Raw genomic sequence first — 17,141 nt, forward strand, 5'->3', positions numbered from 1 at the left:
ATAAGTGTGTATTGTCAAGGAGAGGAAAAACAGTGATTAGTGGACAAGTGGTTAGTACACCCGTCGGGCATCTCCCTTGGCGGATTCTTGAGCAAGATTGCCATACAAAGCCAAGGCAGATAGCTGATAGCAGCCGTCGGTGAAGCCTTTGATTGTAAAGCTATGTCGCTGCGCTTTCATAAAGAAGCTAAACACATAGCTACAAAAAATCGGACCCCGCAAGGGATCCGATTTCTTATTTAACCTCCGCAAAGCGCATTACGGTTTGCATCTACGGGTGACCAGCACCCCGCATTCTTTTACTCGTCCTTACTTTCCTTGATGAGTCCTTTCTTTTTCTTATTGGCGTACACAAGGTAGTACGGAGCAATAATGATGCAGCCGCCGAGGCCCCAGATGAGCTGCGTGGTCTTGGCATTGGAGAGCATCCAGAGACTCGTCAGGATAGCAATGACCGGAATAATGATCCCTCCGGGAATCTTGTAGGTCCGTTCGCGGTCTTTCCATTTCTTCCGGAATACGATGACAGCAAGACAAGTCGGCAGATACTGCGTAAAACGAGATACAGCACTGATCGCAGCAAGCGTCGTAAAGCTGCCGCTCCAGGCAAGGAGAATGCTCAGCACTGCAATGACCACAGAGGCCACCCACGGCGTTCCCCAGGGCGTTCTCTTATTCAGGACTTCCGGCAGCATACCGTCTTCAGCAAGAGACGTGCAGCCGCGCGGTGCGTAAAAGGACTCGGCCATATTGATGCCGCCCATGGAGCACAAAGTGCCGGCCAGGATAAAATACATTCCGACAGGCCCGAGAATACGTCCGAAAGCGGACTGAATCGGTGCTTTGTCCGTAGCCAGATCCGGTCCCAGGATGCCGATGGAAATGCCGACGACAAGCATGTACAGGATCGTTACAATAACCATCGTCAGAATAATGCCCCGAGGCAGATTTTTCTTCGGATCTTTATAGTCTTCAGCGCCGATGGCAATGGCTTCAAAACCGGTATAGGCAAAGAACATGGTGATAGCCGCATTGGCCACGGCACCGTCAGCCATGTGCTCAGGTACAAAGGGAGTGAAATTGTCGCCGTTGATAAAGAAGATACCGATAGCAATAAAAACAAAAAGCGGCACCAATTTCGACACGGTCATGACATTGTTAAGAATCTTGGAAACCTTGACGCCTGCGATATTGAGGATGGTCAAACCGCCAATCATGACAGTCGCAATGATATTCTTCATTGTATCCCCCTGGAAGAACGGGATAGCTGCGCCGAGTGCTGTAGCAAATCCGACGGCCATGGCCGCCCAGGCGATGACGGAGACGAACATCTTTAAAACGCCGACTTCATAGCCCCAGAAATCCCCGAAGGCCGCCTTGGCGTAAAGGTACGGCCCGCCGTTGCGGCTGAAGAATCCGGCCGTCTCGGCAAAGCACAAGGCCAGACATCCCGCCAGGAAAGCATCAAAGAGCAGCACCACCAGGCTGGAAGGCCCCATTAAGGCATAAGCACGGTTTGGAAGCAGGAAAATCCCCGTACCAACAATAGAGTTAATACCTAACAAAACAATACTGACCAAACCAAATTTATCTTTTTTATCTCCCGCCATGGATAACCGCCTCCGCTGCCTGTACAAAATCTTTGAAGAGGCGTTTTGCCAGTTCATTATTAATAGACATCATCTCAGGGTGGAACTGATATCCCATCAAATAATTCTCGCCGGTTCCCTGGATGGATTCAACGGTTCCATCCTTTGCGCGCGCCGTAACAACAAGGCCCTTGCCGACCTCGTGCACGGTCTGATGATGGTGCGTATTCGTTACCCATTCCGTACGGCCCAGGATTTTCGCCAGCCGGCTGTCCGGCTCAATTTCGATTGTATGGGTCGGCGTAGCAGGATCCTGATTCTGGGAATGCTTGACAAAAGACCGGGCATCCTTGGACAAATCCTGATACAGCGTACCGCCATGCGCAATATTGATAATCTGCATACCGCGGCAGATACCAATAACCGGGATACCTCTTTTTTCTGCTTCCTGCAGAAGCAGCATATCGAAATGATCCCGTGCCGGCCATACAGGTCCAATCTGGCGGCAGGGCTCTTCCCCATAAAGAAGCGGATAAATATCATGCCCGCCGCTTAAAACGAGTCCGTCAACACGGCTCATCACTTCTTTTACTGCCTCTTCGTCCTCATTAAAAGGGACAATAACGGGAACCCCGCCCGCTTCTGTAACCGAGCGGATATAATCGTGGTTTACATAAGATCTGTGATATCCCGGAAATGTTCCTCCCCCATCTACCATATGACTTCCAGATACACCGATAAACGGTCTTGTCATATGTGTTCACACTCCTTTCCTACTATAAACATAACAAATTCAAAATATAATACGGGGAAGAATTGATTCACCCTGCGAATCAATTTTCCCCGATTTTCTATTATAATATGTTATGTTATATCAGAAAAGAGTTTTTATGAGCACTCATATGCAGACAGGTACCCATGCCCGGCTGCCAAGCCCACCATTTCGTAGTTTCATAAAAAATCGGACCCCTAAAGGATCCGATTCTTTTATTTATTATTTTATGGCAAATCGCCCTGCGGCTACTTACTTTTTCCCGACAGTCCCTTCCGGACCGATACTGTCATAGCCGCCCAAGGCAAAACGAAGCAGTTGTAACTGCAGCTCATACCAGTGCTGATTCTTGCACCAGCCAATGCGTTTATTAACGGCCATGGATCCATTGACAACGTACCAAAAAATATTTTCGGCAATGAATTCCGAGACGCCCTGTCGTTTCATCAAAAATGGAACAAGGAATTTCCGTTCTTTGTCAAAGATTCTTTGGACAAGCAGAGATGCAAGATCGTCATCCTGCATGAGAGGACGATACTTCGGAATGTCAATCAGACGGTAACAAGGCGGAAGGCGATCATTATAGGCTTTGAAGGCGGCAAGATTATTTTGTCTTGCTACCTCCCACAAGTCATCAAAAGATTCACAGCAGTTACGGTCTGTAATCGAATCCAGGAAGATCATAGCGTCCTGCATCACATCCTCGAGGAGGGCATAGATATCGACGTAATGAGCATAAAAAGTCCCCCGTGTCACATGGGCTCTGCGGCAAAGCTCCGTCACACGGATTCTGGAAAAAGGAATCTTTTTTAGCATTTCCAGGAAAGTATCCTTGAGCAATGTTTTTGTCCCACTTGAACGCATAGTGGGTCGATCGGATTTCATAGGTGACACCTCCTTTTTTATTGTACCATCCTTTAGAGTTCTCATCCAAAAAACCATACATTTTTGGAATTCTGTTCATTGATTAAAAATATTTTGTCTTGATATAATTTAAAAAGAGATTCTTATTGTAAAGGAGAGATACCTATGGAAGAATTATTCAAAAACTTCAACGGAAAAGCCCCGAAGATTGATCCGTCTGATGCCGTCCTTCTGCTCATCGACCATCAGAGCGGTCTGTTCCAGTGCATCCGTGACATGGACTTCAAACGGGTACGTGACCATGCTATCGCCCTCGCAGAAGCAGCTACGCTCGCAGGCATTCCTGTCATCACGACTGCTTCCGTTCCTCAAGGTCCTAACGGTCCTCTGATTCCGGAAATCCATAAAGCAGCTCCTCATGCAGTATACGTTGCCCGCCGCGGCGAAATCAACTCCTGGGATTGCCCGGCTTTTGTAGAAGCTGTCAAGAAAACGGGCCGCAAGACCCTGATCATTGCCGGCACCGTAACGAGCGTATGCCTGGCTTTCCCGGCTATCAGCGCTGTTCAGGACGGCTACAAGGTCTTTGCCCTGCCGGATGCTTCCGGTACCTATTCCAAGATGGCCGAAGAAGTTTCCCTCGCCCGCATGGTACAAGCTGGTGTCGTTCCTATGGATACGGCTTCTGCTATTGCCGAACTCCAGAAGACCTGGCATCGTGACGACTGGGAAAAATGGGCACTCGTCTGGGCTCGTATCTTCACGAACTATGGCCTGCTGCTTGAAAGCTATGCCAAGGCCGTGGAAGTTACGAAGACCGGTGAACCGATGGATAGTCTCCGCGAAGACTGAGCGTGTCGTAGTAAATAGCTGATTAGAAGTAAAAACGGGGCTGTGAAATCATGCACGTGCATGATTTCACAGCCCCGTTTTCATGCTTTCCGCAGTCGGCCCGTGGTTATTACAACCGTGCGAGTACCTGTTTTAGCGGATTTTTGATACAAGTTACGACTTACCGTTACTTGCGGCTTTTGGGAATTCTCCTTCCAGTCTTGCTTCCAATACTTTCCGCAGTTTCACTTTTACCGTATACAAATGATTTCTGATTTCCAATTCTGAAAATCTGATAACTTCATAACCCCTGCTCTTGAGAAATGCGTTCTCCCGAAGATCATATGCCATCACTGCTTTCTCAAAGTGCTCAGTGCCATCGACTTTGACAACTAATTTAGCCTTTGCACAATAAAAATCAGCAATAAAGTGATACAAAACTTTTTTCCGTGTAAAGTGCACAGGAAGTTTCCTAAGAACCTGATACCATAAAGTCTTCTCCTCCACGCTCATGTTTTTGCGCATTATTCTGGCTTGATACCGAAGCTGATCATATTCAATGTACGAAACTTCATCTCTTGCTCTCATCATGAGTACCTCCAATAATATAGAAAATAAATTTTAGTGATACTGCTACTATACACGAAGGCAGCATAAAAATGTGAATCGTGGATGTGAATGGACCAAAAATGGAAGTAAGGGGGGGGAAATAGGCATCACTGCCCGCAAGATAAACAGTTTTTTCCTACAGGCAACAAAAACAGGAGCTGTGAAAATCCATAATAGGATTCACAACTCCTGTTTTTAACATATTCAATTAAAGCACACTATTCCGCGGTTCCTTACTTCTTATCAGCAAATACTTGTCTGACAAAGTGAATAGCTTCCACGGCATTGGGTGCCCAGCAGTCCGCTCCAATATCCTTTACATCCTTCTCGGTGAGCATTGGCCCGCCCGCGATGATCTTGCAGTCCGGCACCTTCCGGTGCACCTCTTCCACGCATTTTTTCATTTCAGGAATTGCAAAAGGAAGAAGCGCACTGAGTGCAACTACCCTGGCATGATGTTCCAGTGCATTTTGCACAACCGTTTCCGCAGACACATTACTGCCAAGATCAGTCACGGTATATCCACAATGGCGCAGAAGTAAATGTAAAATATGCTTTCCCACATTCTGGAAATTACCCTGAATGGTGGCAAGGAGGACCTCCTGATTGCCTTCTTCCTGCGAACCGGCAAATCCTAGCTTATCATGAAGTACATTGAAGGCTGCATTGACCGCTTCCGAACTCATCAATAACTGGGGAAGATAAATCTTCTTTTCCTTAAACTTAGCACTGATACTATCCAAAGTTTCAGCAATCTCATGATTGATGATATCCACCGGTTTTTCATGCGTCTCCAGCAATTTCTGGACAGCACTGACGGCCGCTTTAGGATACCCCTTTTCTATGGCTTCCCCCAAAGACAGCTTTTCCAAATCGAGCATCGATGATTTAGGCATTGGCCGTGAAACCATTGCGTCCCCCGGCACGGATTCATAATAGGCAATATACTTCCGGCAGCCTTTGTCAAATCCTCTGATAGCTCCATGCGCCACATATGTCCCCATCATCGTCCCCTGATTCGGATTAATAATAACGGCGCTCACTCCTGCCTGCATAGCTTCTGCAAAGAAAGCACAGTTAGCAGCCTCACGATAGGGCAGCCCATAGGAAATATTAGAAATACCCAGGATGGTCTTGATTCCATTCCGTGTCAGCTCGCTGACCATCTTCAAAACAGTCTGGCTATTTTGAGGACTTGTACCAATGGGAACGGTAATCGGATCAATCAGTAAATCCTGCTCCGGAATGCCTTCTTGTTTTGCTGCGTCAATAATTCTCAAGGCAATGGCCATCCGTTCCTCATAGGTGTGCGGAATGTCATTTTCATCCATGCAAACTCCGACTACAAGGGCACCGTACTTTTTGGCAAGGGGTAAAACTTTCTGCTAAGAATCTTTACTGCCATCCACACTATTCAGGATAGGTCGTCCGTTATAGATGCGCAGCGCCTGATCCATGGCTTGTGGATTTGCTGTATCAATCATCAGCGGAATAGGCGTAATCGACTGCAGTCTCTTAATGACTTCTGTAAGCAGCGCTGCTTCATCCGTCCCGGGAATATACACATTCACATCAAGGATCTGGGCACCCCGTTCGATTTGTTCCAGGGCGAGCTGGCAGACATATTCCAAATCCCCCGATACTAAGGCCTTCTGCAGGTCCGGCTTTCCTTTCGGATTGATCCGTTCCCCGATAATGACCGGCATGCCTCCGAATTTTACCAGCGTCCCGCAGCCCGTCGCTTCAGCCACTTCCACCTTCCGGATTTCCGGCAAAGGGATACGCTTGACCCTGTTCACGACTTTTTCGATATGCATCGGCGTGGTTCCACAGCATCCGCCCATGATGGAGACATCGTTCACCATACCAAGCATAGCTTCCGCATAGTCATCCGGTTCAATCTCACCGACGCGCTCGTGCGGACTATAGGCAGCAAATCCGCAGTTCGGATTCACTACAAGCGGCAGATTGACCGCTGCCCTTGCACGTTTGACAAGCGGCTGCATTTGGGCAGGTCCCATTCCACAGTTAAAGCCGCAGGCGGTAGCACCGAAAGCTTCCGCGAGTACCATAGCCGTTTCCACATCTGCTCCATTAAGCAGTTTACCGTTCACATCAAAGGTATATGTCACAATCGTCGGAAGCGAAGAATGTTCCCGTGCCGCCAGCATTGCTGCTTTGGCCTCATAGGTATCGCGCATCGTCTGAATCAGGATGAGGTCGACGCCTGCTTTCTTTCCGGCTTCCACAATTTCCGCAAAATAATCCACTGCATCCGCAAAGGGTAGGTCGCCGTACGGTTCAAGAATACGTCCCAATGGTCCTATATTTAAGGCCACATAGCCGTCTTTCCATGCCATCTGAAGTGCTCTTCTGGCATTATAGACAGCCGCTTCCACAATTTCCGATACACTCGGAGTATTTTTTCCCGGAGAAAACCTGAGGGAATTCGCCTCAAACGTATTTGTCTTTAAAATATCCGCACCCCGGCGAACATATTCTTCGTGAAGGGCCTGTATAACCTCAGGATGGGATAAATTCCATAGCTCTGGACGTTCTCCCAAAGGCAGCCCTGAAGTTTGCAGCATCGTCATCATCGAACCGTCGAAAAAGAGTCGTTTTGAGTGTAGCGCGTCCAGAAATTTCATGTGATTCCCTCCATTCATTACGGGCAATTTAACAGGAGACCAGAAAGTTGTACCCTTTTTTCCTGCCCTTTTTATTTTGCATCAATATATACCAATTACGCCAACCACGGATTTTGCAGGAAAAACTCCCTTCTCCGCACAGGCTGTCAAATCGGTTACTTCCGTACCTTCCAGCAAAGCAAAAATTTTCTTCTGCTCATTGAAAGGCCAATCCTCCGTCCCGGGAGAGATGCACGGCAAAAATCCCCGGGAACCGGGTAATTTACTTTTCCAAATAGCTTCCTGCTTGTGCAGGTACGCATCCAAAAGCGCCTTGCCCACGGCTTCCGCCGCAGCACCCTCTGCGGAGTTTTGGGCCGTAATACGGCTGATGGCCGCATCCATTCGGTAGCCCAGTGTAACTGCAAAAACAAGAAGAGAGGTACACCCCTTTAACCGATGAGCTAAAAAAGAACTGCATAAAGTAACGCCACCGGAAAGAAGCACCCCTGTTTCTCGTCCGAATTTCCCTGTAACTACGGCATAGGAAAATCTTTTGGCGGCCGCACGAGGCTGCATTTCGTTACGCAGCATCAGGAAAGCACAATCGACCAGGACAGCTGCTTCTTTATCTTCCGGATCCGCTCCCAAATAGAGAAGCGCCTCCCTTTCATGAAATGGAACAGCTACCGGCTCCACTATATGTTCCCCCGCTTTCAGCCGCAGTATAATGGTTAACAAATAAATTGTACTATTAGATTATGTTATGTATTTGCTTTGGGTACATTGTATAATAAGATTCACTATAAAACAATAAAAAATAATTAAATTCTGAAAAATTATCCTTTAAGACGACATATTTATGTACTAATATGTTACAAAATATAGAAAATAGCCTGAAGACCCACCCGAAGCAGCGCAAAACAGCAGGCAATGCTTTGCAGAATTGTGCCGAGAGCAGTCGGCCAAAAGGCAGACGGCCGGCAGGAGGTATACCTGCGGCTCTGAACACTTCAGCACCGGAAAGACGGCTTCAACGCAGGCCGGTCCCCGGTGCTGAAATTATGACCGGTGCATCCTGCAGTTATTCTTTACGCAGCTTATTTGCCGCTGCCGCAGAGACCGCAGACAAGCTTTTCCAGGACATCCACCATAGTCCCCAGGGATGCTTCTGGAATGAATTCATAGCGGCTATGGAAGAGATAACCTCCCGTTGAAAGGTTCGGGCAAGGCAGTCCCATCCTGCTGAGACGGGCACCGTCCGTACCCCCGCGGATTGGTTGGATTTTTACCGTAACGCCGCAGGCTTCGAAAGCTTTCTTGGCTTCCTCCACAAGTTCCATATGCTGCTCAATGACAGGTCTCATATTAAGGTACTGGTCTTTAATTGCAACGGAGACCACACCTTCGCCCCACTTTTTATTGAGTGCGGCTGCAATGGCATTGACTTTATCCTTTTGTGCCTGGAATTTTGCACTGTCATGCTCACGGAGCAAATATTTCAGTTCACAGTGTTCCACGCTGCCCTTAAAGGATGATAAATGGTAGAACCCTTCATAGCCTTCCGTATAGACCGGCTGTTCTTTTTCCGGCAGCATGTTCTGGAACTCACAGCCCACAGCTGCTGCGTTGATCATCTGTCCCTTGGCGTCGCCCGTATGAACACTGACGCCATTAATGGTAACGACGGCCAGTGCAGCATTGAAATTTTCATATTCCAGTTCGCCCAGAGCTCCGCCGTCCACCGTGTAGGCTACGTCCGCACCGAATTTCTTGAGGTCGAAATATTCCGTACCATTGCCCACTTCCTCATCCGGGGTAAAAGCAATGCGAATCTTACCATGCTTCGGAGCCGCCGGATTCATCATGCGCTCGGCAAGCGTCACAATTTCAGCAACCCCCGCCTTGTCATCAGCGCCGAGAAGGGTCGTACCGTCTGTCATGATGAGGCGCTTGCCAACCATCGCTTTTAAATCCGGGAAAACATCCGGTGTCATCACAATCTGCTTATCGGCATTCAGGACGACATCTCCGCCCTTATAATCCACGAATTGCGGATGAATGGGGCCGCCGGCTACAGCGTTACTCGTATCAAAGTGGCTGATCAGCCCAATGACAGGTGCCCCTTCCGCCGTGGCCGGAACCGTGCCCGTCACGTAACCATACTGGTCCTGTTCGACATCCTGAAGTCCAAGTTCCCTCAGTTCTTCGGCAATCGCCTTGCCCAGCACCAATTGGTTCGGACTGGAAGGGTACGTCTTGGCATCATCGATTGAGGTCGTGTCCGTTTGAATGTAATTGAGGAAACGTTCTACAGCTGTTTTCATTATAAATTTCTCCTTCTCTTATTCATATTGATCCCCAAAAGCATTTTCAAGCCTTCACTCCGGCTTAAAAAGCGGGAGATTAGCCAATACAGTAATATCCTTGCGGCCGATGGAATCCCCTTCGGCTAAAATGGCCTCACGGCCCATAATGTGAGCTCCGGCCTTATTCATCAGTTCCTCCAGTGCTTTCATGGAACCACCCGTGCTGATGACATCATCTACGAGAAGCACATTCTTTCCCCTGATCAATTCAATATCTGCATCCTGGAGCACCAGCATTTGTTTTCCTTTTGTCGTAATGGACTCATCTTCCACAACAAGCGGATGTTCCATATAAGCCTTAATAGATTTGCGGGCCACTACATACCGCTTCATACCCATGAGGCGGGCCATTTCGTGAACGAGAGGAATCCCCTTCGTTTCAGCGGCCACAAGATAATCCGTACCTTCAGGAACATACTTCACCAGTTCCTTTGCCGCATTGCTGACAAGCTCTACATCTCCCAAAATCACAAATCCTGCGATGGCAAGCGTCGGTGAAATCGGAAGAATCGGCAGCTTGCGCGTACATCCGGCCACTTTCAGCTCATAAAAACGATCAGCCATTCTATTGCCTCCCTTGGACAAAATCAATTTATCCACTGCAGCAGTCCCCATATCATCAGTCTGCAGAGGACTTATCCACAGTTTTTTATCCACAAGGCTTTTGAAAACCTGTGGATAACTTTTAATTTTTTACTGTTCCTAAAGCATCGAAAAGCAAAAAAGTCAAGTTATTTTTTTGACTAAGCAGTCATCTACTCCCGCATAAATTCAGCATTTCCGGCTCTTTTGTTCGATTTTTTCACTGTCCGGTTCCGGCCGTAAAAATTATCCACAAGCGCTTTGTAGTCCCCATCGGACTTGTGGACAACTTAATTTTACTTATCCACAGTTATCCACATTATCCACAGTCGTTGTGGATAAGTCAGTGCATAACCCGGCGGGTGCAGAAGAATTCAAGCCTGCCGCAGGCTGATTCCGGGCAGCATCATATTTCACAATAACTGCTTTTTTCTTTGCTGAAGTCCCTGCAATACAGCCCTGAAATTCGGAATTTATACAAAGACAAACAAAAGGGGAAAACTTTGCCCGTATAATCGGGAACAACAGTTTTCCTCCATTCGTTTTTTAAAGATTTTCTGCCATCTTAGGAGGCATGCTCCACTCGACAAGCACTTCCGTGTTTTCCCACAGACGGCCCAGTACAAGCTTGGCATCTTCCCAGCTGTCGGCAGCATTCACCGTTTTCTTTTCAAAATGATAGGTACACTCATCCCTGGGAACACTTAAAGTCAAAGGCTTTGCCAAAAAGTCCAGCACTGCTTTTTCAGCTTCTGCCTGCCCTTCCAGGTGTGCGGAAAACTTTTTAGCCTCCTCATCGTATTCCAAATAGCCATACTGGCCCTTATAGTTAAGTGTTACCATTTTCGTTGCCATAAAGACACTCCAATCCTCTATTTATCATAAATTATACAGCAATCTATAATGTAAACATTATATCACAACGCTATAGGAAAGTGGTGAAAATCGGTACTGCTTTTGACAGGTGGCAAAGGCTGACTTTACCGGTCGATTGTAAAGCCTAAAGGTTAAAAGAAGCTATCCTCCACCGCACTCATCAGCACTTCCTGCCGTCAGTGCTGACTGCGGTTCTCCTTGTATCATATGAATAAGGACTTTACCTCCTTTTGGGGATAAAGTGCTACACTGTAAAAGATGCTGTGGATTGGTTAATGTCCTCCTACCGATAAACGGTTTTATGGAGATTCCGACCACAGCTCTTTGCAGCGATGTTAATAAGTTAGATACCGCCAGACGGTTTATATAGAACAAGGATACATGGCAAAGAGTTTGTGGACTCAGCATCATATCTTTATCTTTGAGGAGGTCTTTTTATGATCTACGTTGGAATTGATGTATCTAAGAGCAAACACGACTGCTGCATCCTTGATTCTGAGCATAAGGACGACTACGAGGAATTCACGATCCCCAATACCCGGAATGGTTATGACCACCTGCTAAAGCGAATTTTTTCCTACAATCAATCGGTAAAAAATATAAAAGCAGGGCTGGAGGCCACCGGAGAGTATAGTGTGAACATCACCAGATTCCTGTTGAACAATGGCCTAGCAACCTGCGTTCTCAATCCTCTGCTGACGGATCAATACAGAAAGAGTCATAGCCTTCGCAAAACTAAAACCGATCGCATTGACGCACACTTCATTGCTTGCATACTTATGTCCGATTTAGACCTCAAGCCCTACGTACCCCAAGAATACCACAATAAAGTCTTGAAGTCACTAACCAGGACTCGCTTTGGATGGGTTCATGAACGGTCTCTAAAAAAGCAAACCCTTACCCGTATAATTGATACTAGCTTTTCTGAACTTCCACAGTACATAAACCTGGATTCTGCTACCGCTCACGCTCTCCTTAAGGAGTATCCCACTCCCGAGAAAATGGCGAACGCAAATTTGAAACACATGAAAGAAATTATCTACAAAACATCCAAAGGCAGGTTAAGTATGGATCTGGCTGAGCAGATTCGTAACGCTGCAAGGCATTCCGTAGGTCTGGGCAAAAGCGATATATCTACTGAAATTAATGTAGTGGAAACAATACACGATATTGAGGTAAAAAACGAACAAATTCAAAAAGTTGAGTCCAGAATTAAAAAACTGTTAGAGGAACGTAAAGAACCGTTACTTACAATCCCTGGGATTAGTATTGCTACAGGGTCCGCAATTTTAGGAGAAATTGGGGATTTCTCCAGATTTTCCTCCCCCGACAAGATACTGGCCTATGCCGGATTTGCGCCCTCTAAGAACCAGTCAGGCCGGCGGAGTGGAATAGGACCGAGTGCCCATATGGAGAAAAGAGGATCACGATATCTACGTCATGCTCTCTTCAATGCGGCAAGATTCGTCTGCCAAAATGAACCAGCTTACAAAGAATATTTGGCAAAGAAATTAAGCGAAGGAAAACATTTCTATATAGCAATCTCTCACGTAGTTAAAAAGTTAGTACGTCTAATCTATGCACTTCAAACGAGAGGAATCCCATACAAAACACCTGCTCAATTAATGCTTCAAAGGCAGATAAATACTGGCTCCGATTCACAGGATTTTGCACTTGACATATGATAGTTAGTCTCCTTTCGAAGCCGCAACGCGGCTTGAAAGGAGGTCCCACCTAATTGGAAGTTTAGTTTAAATTTTACAGGCGCTTTATCGGGCCAATTCCTGTTATCCGACTAAACACCCACCGCAAGCGGCCGCCCTCTTATTTCCCAAAATCAGGGAACCAAGAGGGCGAAAGTACTGCTGAAATTTCGGTTGCAAATTTTTTCAAAAGCAATGATTTAAGATAAAAATAAGGCGTACGCCCCATCAAGAAACGTGTGCCCCGATATCACGCATGCTTTTTTATTTTGTTTCTGATGGACTCTGCTGCAAGACAGGCGCAGGGACGCGAAGGACCGGGCTGAGGCCACGAAGTCGTACAAAAGACGTACGTCGAGTGGTCGCAGCCCGGTCCGACAAAGTCCATGCGTCTGGATTCTGCAAATCGCTCTGTGAAATTCCTTAAAAAAAGCTCTCAGATAAGATGCGTGCGAGGCCAGCCGAGCACCAGATTATCTGAGGTGCCTTTTTCTCACTCTTCTGCTTTATGATACACAGGCTTCAACCTCTGCTCCATCGGCATCTCCTTCTTAGGCGCATGCTCAATCGCCCATTTCATCATACTCTCCTGGGCGCTGACAGGTTCGCGGCCATGGGAAGTAACGCGGCGATAAGTACCATTTGTCAGCATGACGTGCGCACCGAGGTTATCCCGCAGGCAGAAATTCAGGAATTCCTTGATGCGGGCAATGTGTTCCGGCCGTTCAATCGGGAACATCAGTTCCACACGTTCACTCAAGTTACGATGCATCATATCGGCACTGGATAAATAGAGTTCCTCGTGTCCGCCGTTGGCGAAATAATACACGCGGTGATGCTCAAGAAAGCGCCCGATAATGGAACGGACGGTAATGTTATCGCTGATGCCCTTGAGGCCCGGAATCAGGCCGCAGATACCGCGGACAATCAGCTCAATCTTCACGCCGGCCCGGGAAGCCTCATAGAACTTTTCAATCATGGGCTGATCCATGAAGGAGTTCATCTTGGCAATAATGTGACCTCCCTTGCCTTCTTTCACGTGCTGGATTTCCCGGTCCACCAGGTCATACATTTTCTGGCGCAGCCCCAACGGTGCCATGATGAGTTTATGGAATGCGGGCGGTTCGGAATAACCACTCAGTACGTTGAAGAAGGCAGAAGCATCTTCACCGTAAAGGTCGTTGGCCGTCAGGAGACCAAAGTCCGTATAGATTTTAGCGGTTTTATCATTATAGTTGCCGGTGCCCAGATGGACGTACCGTTTGATGCCTTCCGGTTCTTTGCGTACTACCAGCGTAATTTTGGAGTGCGTCTTAAGTCCGACAAGACCATAAATGACGTGGCAGCCGGCACGTTCCAGGCGGCGTGCCCAGACAATGTTGTTTTCTTCATCAAAACGAGCCTTTAATTCCACCAGTGCCGTGACCTGCTTGCCGTTTTCGGCAGCGCGGGCAAGTGCCGCAACAATGGGAGAATTGCCGCTGACGCGGTACAGGGTCTGCTTGATGGCAAGGACATTCGGATCTTCCGCAGCGTCCGCCACAAGTTTGACGACGGGATCAAAGCTTTCATACGGATGGTGCAGCAGGATATCATGTTCGCGGATCTGGTCAAAAAGATGATCATACGTCGGCAGTTCTGCAGGCTGCTGCGGCGAAAATGGCGGGAAACACCAGCGTTCCATGCCGGGCAGGCCAATGAAACGGAAGAGGAACGTCAAATCCAGCGGTCCTCTGATTTCATAGACGTCCTGTTCTTCCAATTCAAGGTTCTTCACCAGAAAATCTTTCAGGAAATTACCGCTCTGAGGATTGATTTCAAGCCGGACAGCACTGCCCCGTTTCCGCTTTTTCAAGGACAGTTCGATTTCTTTCATCAGGTCGTGCGTTTCATCTTCATCGACTTCGAGGTCGGAGTCACGGGTGATGCGGAAAGTAACCATATCCACAATCTTAAGGCCCTTGAACAGGTCCTTGCAGTGTTCCATGATAATGTCTTCCAGAAAGACAAAGAGCCTTTCTCCCTTTTGCCCTTTGACTTCCAGAAAACGCGGCAGGACGGAAGGCACCTGGATGAAGGCAATCTTCTGTTCATTCTTTTCGTCGCGCAGTTCCACGGCGATATTCAGGGATTTATTGGCAAGGAACGGGAAAGGACGGGCCGCATCGATGGCCATCGGTGTGAGCACCGGGAAGACATCTTCACGGTAATACCGTTCCAGTTCCTGGTGCTGTTCCTGAGTCAGTTCAAAAACTCTCTTGAAACAAATACCATATTGTTCCAATTCCTTGAGCAGGGCGAATAAATAATGATATTTCAGCTTCATTTCGCTGTGCGCTTCCACAGCGATGCGCTTCAATTGTTCCGTCGGAGTCAGTCCGGCCATATCCGGACGCTCAATGCCGCTCGCCTGGCGATTGATCAGACCGGCGACACGAACCATGAAGAATTCATCCAGATTGGACGCGGAAATCGCAACAAAGCGCAGGCGCTCGCAAAGGGGAATTCTTCTCACACCGGCTTCCTTCAGCACGCGAAGGTTGAATTTCAGCCAGCTCAGTTCCCTGTTGATGTAGTATTCAGGTTTCGTCAGATCCACAACAGACATGGATTAAACCTCCTCTTGCTTTAGTACAGGCTTCAGGCCGTAAACTTCTTCGAAAACCGTTCCCCGTTTTTCAAAGGTCCAGCGTTCCAGGGAAAAGTCTTCCCTGCTCCTGACCTTCACGACAAAATTATTATCCTTGATGGATGCCTTGCATTTCGCCACTTTGTTCTTCCGGCTGACATCCAGACAATCTGCCATACGCAGGATAGCCGCCAATTTTGCCACCCGCGGCGTAATGCTGATATGCCGTTCATACAATTCCACGGCCTGAGAATCCAGGGAATCCACGGAATAAAGAAAAGCAATCTCCGCAATCATCTGCCGTTCTTCCCGGCTGAAACCAATGAGGTCCGCGTCACGGATGATTTCATAGTTATACAAATTATGAGAGCGCAGGGACAGGTACTTGCCTACTCCGTGGAGAGCAGCAGCCGCGCGCAGATAAAGCAAATCCGCCTTATCCAGCCCCTGGGAAGATGCCAGGGCGGCAAAAAGTGAGCAGCAGAAACCTTCCACCAGGTCTGCGTGTTTTTTATTATAGAAAAGACGATGACCGATGCCGCGGATCTGACTGAGCTGCAGTTCCTGCATGAGGCGGATGAACTCTTTATCGGTCTGTCCTGCAATATAGAGCGTTTTCATGCCGTCGATAAAGCGGCTTGTGGGAATGGTAATCCGGCTCGTCTTTGCCAGGGCAGCCAGCTGATAATACAGTGCCGCAGCCGGCAGGGCCAGTTCCGTTTCTCCATCCGTCAGATGATAAAGTTTAATCATCTGGTCCTTCGTCAGGGTGTGAACGCGCTTATAAAGCGTTTCGAGTTCGTCCAGCGTAATATGGATAAAACCCTGCGTGTCAGGACGCTTGCGCAGCATCTTGTTGATGAACATACCTTCGGCACCGCTCAAAATCAGGGAATCCATCTTTTTGCCCGCCAGTTCTTCTGCTACCGGAATAATGTGCGCTGCGATATACTCTTTCAGGGCATCCTCAAAATGGATGCTCGCCTGTTCATTGCGCGTGAAATATTCCTTCAGGCGAATCAGCCCGACATGCAGGTTTTGCTGATACTGGATTTCACCACTATCCATATAGGTAAAGCCCATGCCCCCGGAAGAAATATCGACCATCAGCCAGCTGGCCGCGGGCAGTTCCTCTGTAGTACGGATGCCCATAGCATTCATAAAGGAAGCCAGTTTCGTGAAGATTTCTCTTGGCATATTGACGACGTCAATCTTGAACCCGGTCTTCACAAAAATCTGATCGAGGAAGTACTCCTTGTTCTCCGCTTCCCGGACAGCTGTCGTCGCCTGCAGGATATAGGAACGGATTCCATAATCCTTCATGAGCAGCCGGAAGCCCTTCAGGATCGTCACGATTTTCTGGATTGTATCCAGGGAAATGCGTCCTGTCTGGAACGTCTCTTCACCCAGTCTGACAGCATGGGTGGCTGAATCAAGAATTTTGATATCATTCAGCCCGGAGTATTGAATCAGCTGCATCGTCACTTTTTCGGAGCCTAAGTGGATGACTGCCGCCGAGTAGTTTTTTTTCTTCGCCATAGAATCCTCCATCCTCCAATACCGGTGATTTCGCTTTCGCGCATAAAAAAACCGCCGATTCAATATGAATGACTATATTTAAAATCAGGCGTCTTGTCTATGAAAAAAAATCATAATCCGTGTTATACTTAATACAAAATAATCGGATTCG

The 17,141-nt window shown here is 47.7% G+C and carries 13 protein-coding genes and 1 pseudogene; 2 read left to right on the forward strand and 12 right to left on the reverse strand.

The features are described 5' to 3' along the window. Nucleotides 1-299: 299 nt before the first annotated feature. The 3 genes from LKE33_01000 to LKE33_01010 form a co-directional block, all read right to left on the reverse strand. Nucleotides 300-1,610 (reverse strand): APC family permease, encoded by a 1,311-nt coding sequence (locus LKE33_01000; GenBank protein MCH3949505.1) that lies wholly within the window; start codon nucleotides 1,608-1,610, stop codon nucleotides 300-302. Next, nucleotides 1,597-2,343: a gamma-glutamyl-gamma-aminobutyrate hydrolase family protein gene (locus LKE33_01005; protein ID MCH3949506.1), complete on the reverse strand. Its 747-nt coding sequence runs from the start codon at nucleotides 2,341-2,343 to the stop codon at nucleotides 1,597-1,599. Before LKE33_01005 ends, LKE33_01000 begins: the two co-directional genes overlap by 14 nt. Before the next feature lie 270 nt (nucleotides 2,344-2,613). Then, entirely contained in the window at nucleotides 2,614-3,246 is a 633-nt protein-coding gene (locus LKE33_01010; protein ID MCH3949507.1) for a TetR/AcrR family transcriptional regulator, read from the reverse strand. Between the two features lie 144 nt (nucleotides 3,247-3,390). Here LKE33_01010 and LKE33_01015 point away from each other — a divergent pair, with 144 nt between their 5' ends. Continuing rightward, a complete protein-coding gene (locus LKE33_01015; GenBank protein MCH3949508.1) occupies nucleotides 3,391-4,077 on the forward strand; it encodes a hydrolase in 687 nt (228 codons plus the stop codon). Between the two features lie 153 nt (nucleotides 4,078-4,230). Here LKE33_01015 and LKE33_01020 read toward each other — a convergent pair whose 3' ends face one another. The 7 genes and pseudogenes from LKE33_01020 to LKE33_01050 all read right to left on the reverse strand — a co-directional run bounded on the left by LKE33_01020 (nucleotide 4,231) and on the right by LKE33_01050 (nucleotide 11,098). Beyond that, on the reverse strand, nucleotides 4,231-4,647 hold the full coding sequence (locus LKE33_01020; GenBank protein ID MCH3949509.1) for an endonuclease domain-containing protein: 417 nt from the start codon (nucleotides 4,645-4,647) through the stop codon (nucleotides 4,231-4,233). A 251-nt stretch (nucleotides 4,648-4,898) separates the two neighbouring features. Next, nucleotides 4,899-5,546, reverse strand: coding sequence for a cobalamin-dependent protein (locus LKE33_01025; GenBank protein ID MCH3949510.1), 648 nt, complete (start codon nucleotides 5,544-5,546; stop codon nucleotides 4,899-4,901). A gap of 201 nt (nucleotides 5,547-5,747) precedes the next feature. Continuing rightward, nucleotides 5,748-7,253, reverse strand: a pseudogene (locus tag LKE33_01030) (homocysteine S-methyltransferase family protein). A 141-nt stretch (nucleotides 7,254-7,394) separates the two neighbouring features. Continuing rightward, nucleotides 7,395-7,991 (reverse strand): Vitamin B12 dependent methionine synthase activation subunit, encoded by a 597-nt coding sequence (locus LKE33_01035; protein ID MCH3949511.1) that lies wholly within the window; start codon nucleotides 7,989-7,991, stop codon nucleotides 7,395-7,397. 401 nt (nucleotides 7,992-8,392) lie between these two features. Next, nucleotides 8,393-9,619 (reverse strand): peptidase T, encoded by a 1,227-nt coding sequence (gene pepT / locus LKE33_01040; GenBank protein MCH3949512.1) that lies wholly within the window; start codon nucleotides 9,617-9,619, stop codon nucleotides 8,393-8,395. 54 nt (nucleotides 9,620-9,673) lie between these two features. Further along, nucleotides 9,674-10,225 (reverse strand): adenine phosphoribosyltransferase, encoded by a 552-nt coding sequence (locus LKE33_01045; protein MCH3949513.1) that lies wholly within the window; start codon nucleotides 10,223-10,225, stop codon nucleotides 9,674-9,676. A gap of 564 nt (nucleotides 10,226-10,789) precedes the next feature. After that, a complete protein-coding gene (locus LKE33_01050; protein ID MCH3949514.1) occupies nucleotides 10,790-11,098 on the reverse strand; it encodes a hypothetical protein in 309 nt (102 codons plus the stop codon). A gap of 458 nt (nucleotides 11,099-11,556) precedes the next feature. Here LKE33_01050 and LKE33_01055 point away from each other — a divergent pair, with 458 nt between their 5' ends. Continuing rightward, on the forward strand, nucleotides 11,557-12,804 hold the full coding sequence (locus tag LKE33_01055; GenBank protein ID MCH3949515.1) for an IS110 family transposase: 1,248 nt from the start codon (nucleotides 11,557-11,559) through the stop codon (nucleotides 12,802-12,804). Nucleotides 12,805-13,315: 511 nt separating this feature from the next. On the opposite strand, the gene LKE33_01060 is transcribed toward LKE33_01055, so the two are convergent. Both LKE33_01060 and LKE33_01065 read right to left on the reverse strand, forming a co-directional pair. Beyond that, a complete protein-coding gene (locus LKE33_01060) occupies nucleotides 13,316-15,430 on the reverse strand; it encodes an RNA degradosome polyphosphate kinase (GenBank protein MCH3949516.1) in 2,115 nt (704 codons plus the stop codon). Between the two features lie 3 nt (nucleotides 15,431-15,433). Next, a complete protein-coding gene (locus LKE33_01065; GenBank protein ID MCH3949517.1) occupies nucleotides 15,434-16,990 on the reverse strand; it encodes a hypothetical protein in 1,557 nt (518 codons plus the stop codon). Between the last annotated feature and the right edge of the window lie 151 nt (nucleotides 16,991-17,141).

The organism is Acidaminococcus sp., from assembly GCA_022482815.1.
In the GTDB taxonomy this organism is placed as follows: domain Bacteria; phylum Bacillota; class Negativicutes; order Acidaminococcales; family Acidaminococcaceae; genus Acidaminococcus.

Bases quoted from the DNA above. Each gene is read 5' to 3' on its own strand.
- LKE33_01000 (MCH3949505.1), bottom strand. From the start codon at position 1,610: ATGGCGGGAGATAAAAAAGATAAATTTGGTTTGGTCAGTATTGTTTTG.
- LKE33_01005 (MCH3949506.1), bottom strand. From the start codon at position 2,343: ATGACAAGACCGTTTATCGGTGTATCTGGAAGTCATATGGTAGATGGG.
- LKE33_01010 (MCH3949507.1), bottom strand. From the start codon at position 3,246: ATGAAATCCGATCGACCCACTATGCGTTCAAGTGGGACAAAAACATTG.
- LKE33_01015 (MCH3949508.1), top strand. From the start codon at position 3,391: ATGGAAGAATTATTCAAAAACTTCAACGGAAAAGCCCCGAAGATTGAT.
- LKE33_01020 (MCH3949509.1), bottom strand. From the start codon at position 4,647: ATGATGAGAGCAAGAGATGAAGTTTCGTACATTGAATATGATCAGCTT.
- LKE33_01025 (MCH3949510.1), bottom strand. From the start codon at position 5,546: ATGCTCGATTTGGAAAAGCTGTCTTTGGGGGAAGCCATAGAAAAGGGG.
- pepT (MCH3949512.1), bottom strand. From the start codon at position 9,619: ATGAAAACAGCTGTAGAACGTTTCCTCAATTACATTCAAACGGACACG.
- LKE33_01045 (MCH3949513.1), bottom strand. From the start codon at position 10,225: ATGGCTGATCGTTTTTATGAGCTGAAAGTGGCCGGATGTACGCGCAAG.
- LKE33_01050 (MCH3949514.1), bottom strand. From the start codon at position 11,098: ATGGCAACGAAAATGGTAACACTTAACTATAAGGGCCAGTATGGCTAT.
- LKE33_01055 (MCH3949515.1), top strand. From the start codon at position 11,557: ATGATCTACGTTGGAATTGATGTATCTAAGAGCAAACACGACTGCTGC.
- LKE33_01060 (MCH3949516.1), bottom strand. From the start codon at position 15,430: ATGTCTGTTGTGGATCTGACGAAACCTGAATACTACATCAACAGGGAA.
- LKE33_01065 (MCH3949517.1), bottom strand. From the start codon at position 16,990: ATGGCGAAGAAAAAAAACTACTCGGCGGCAGTCATCCACTTAGGCTCC.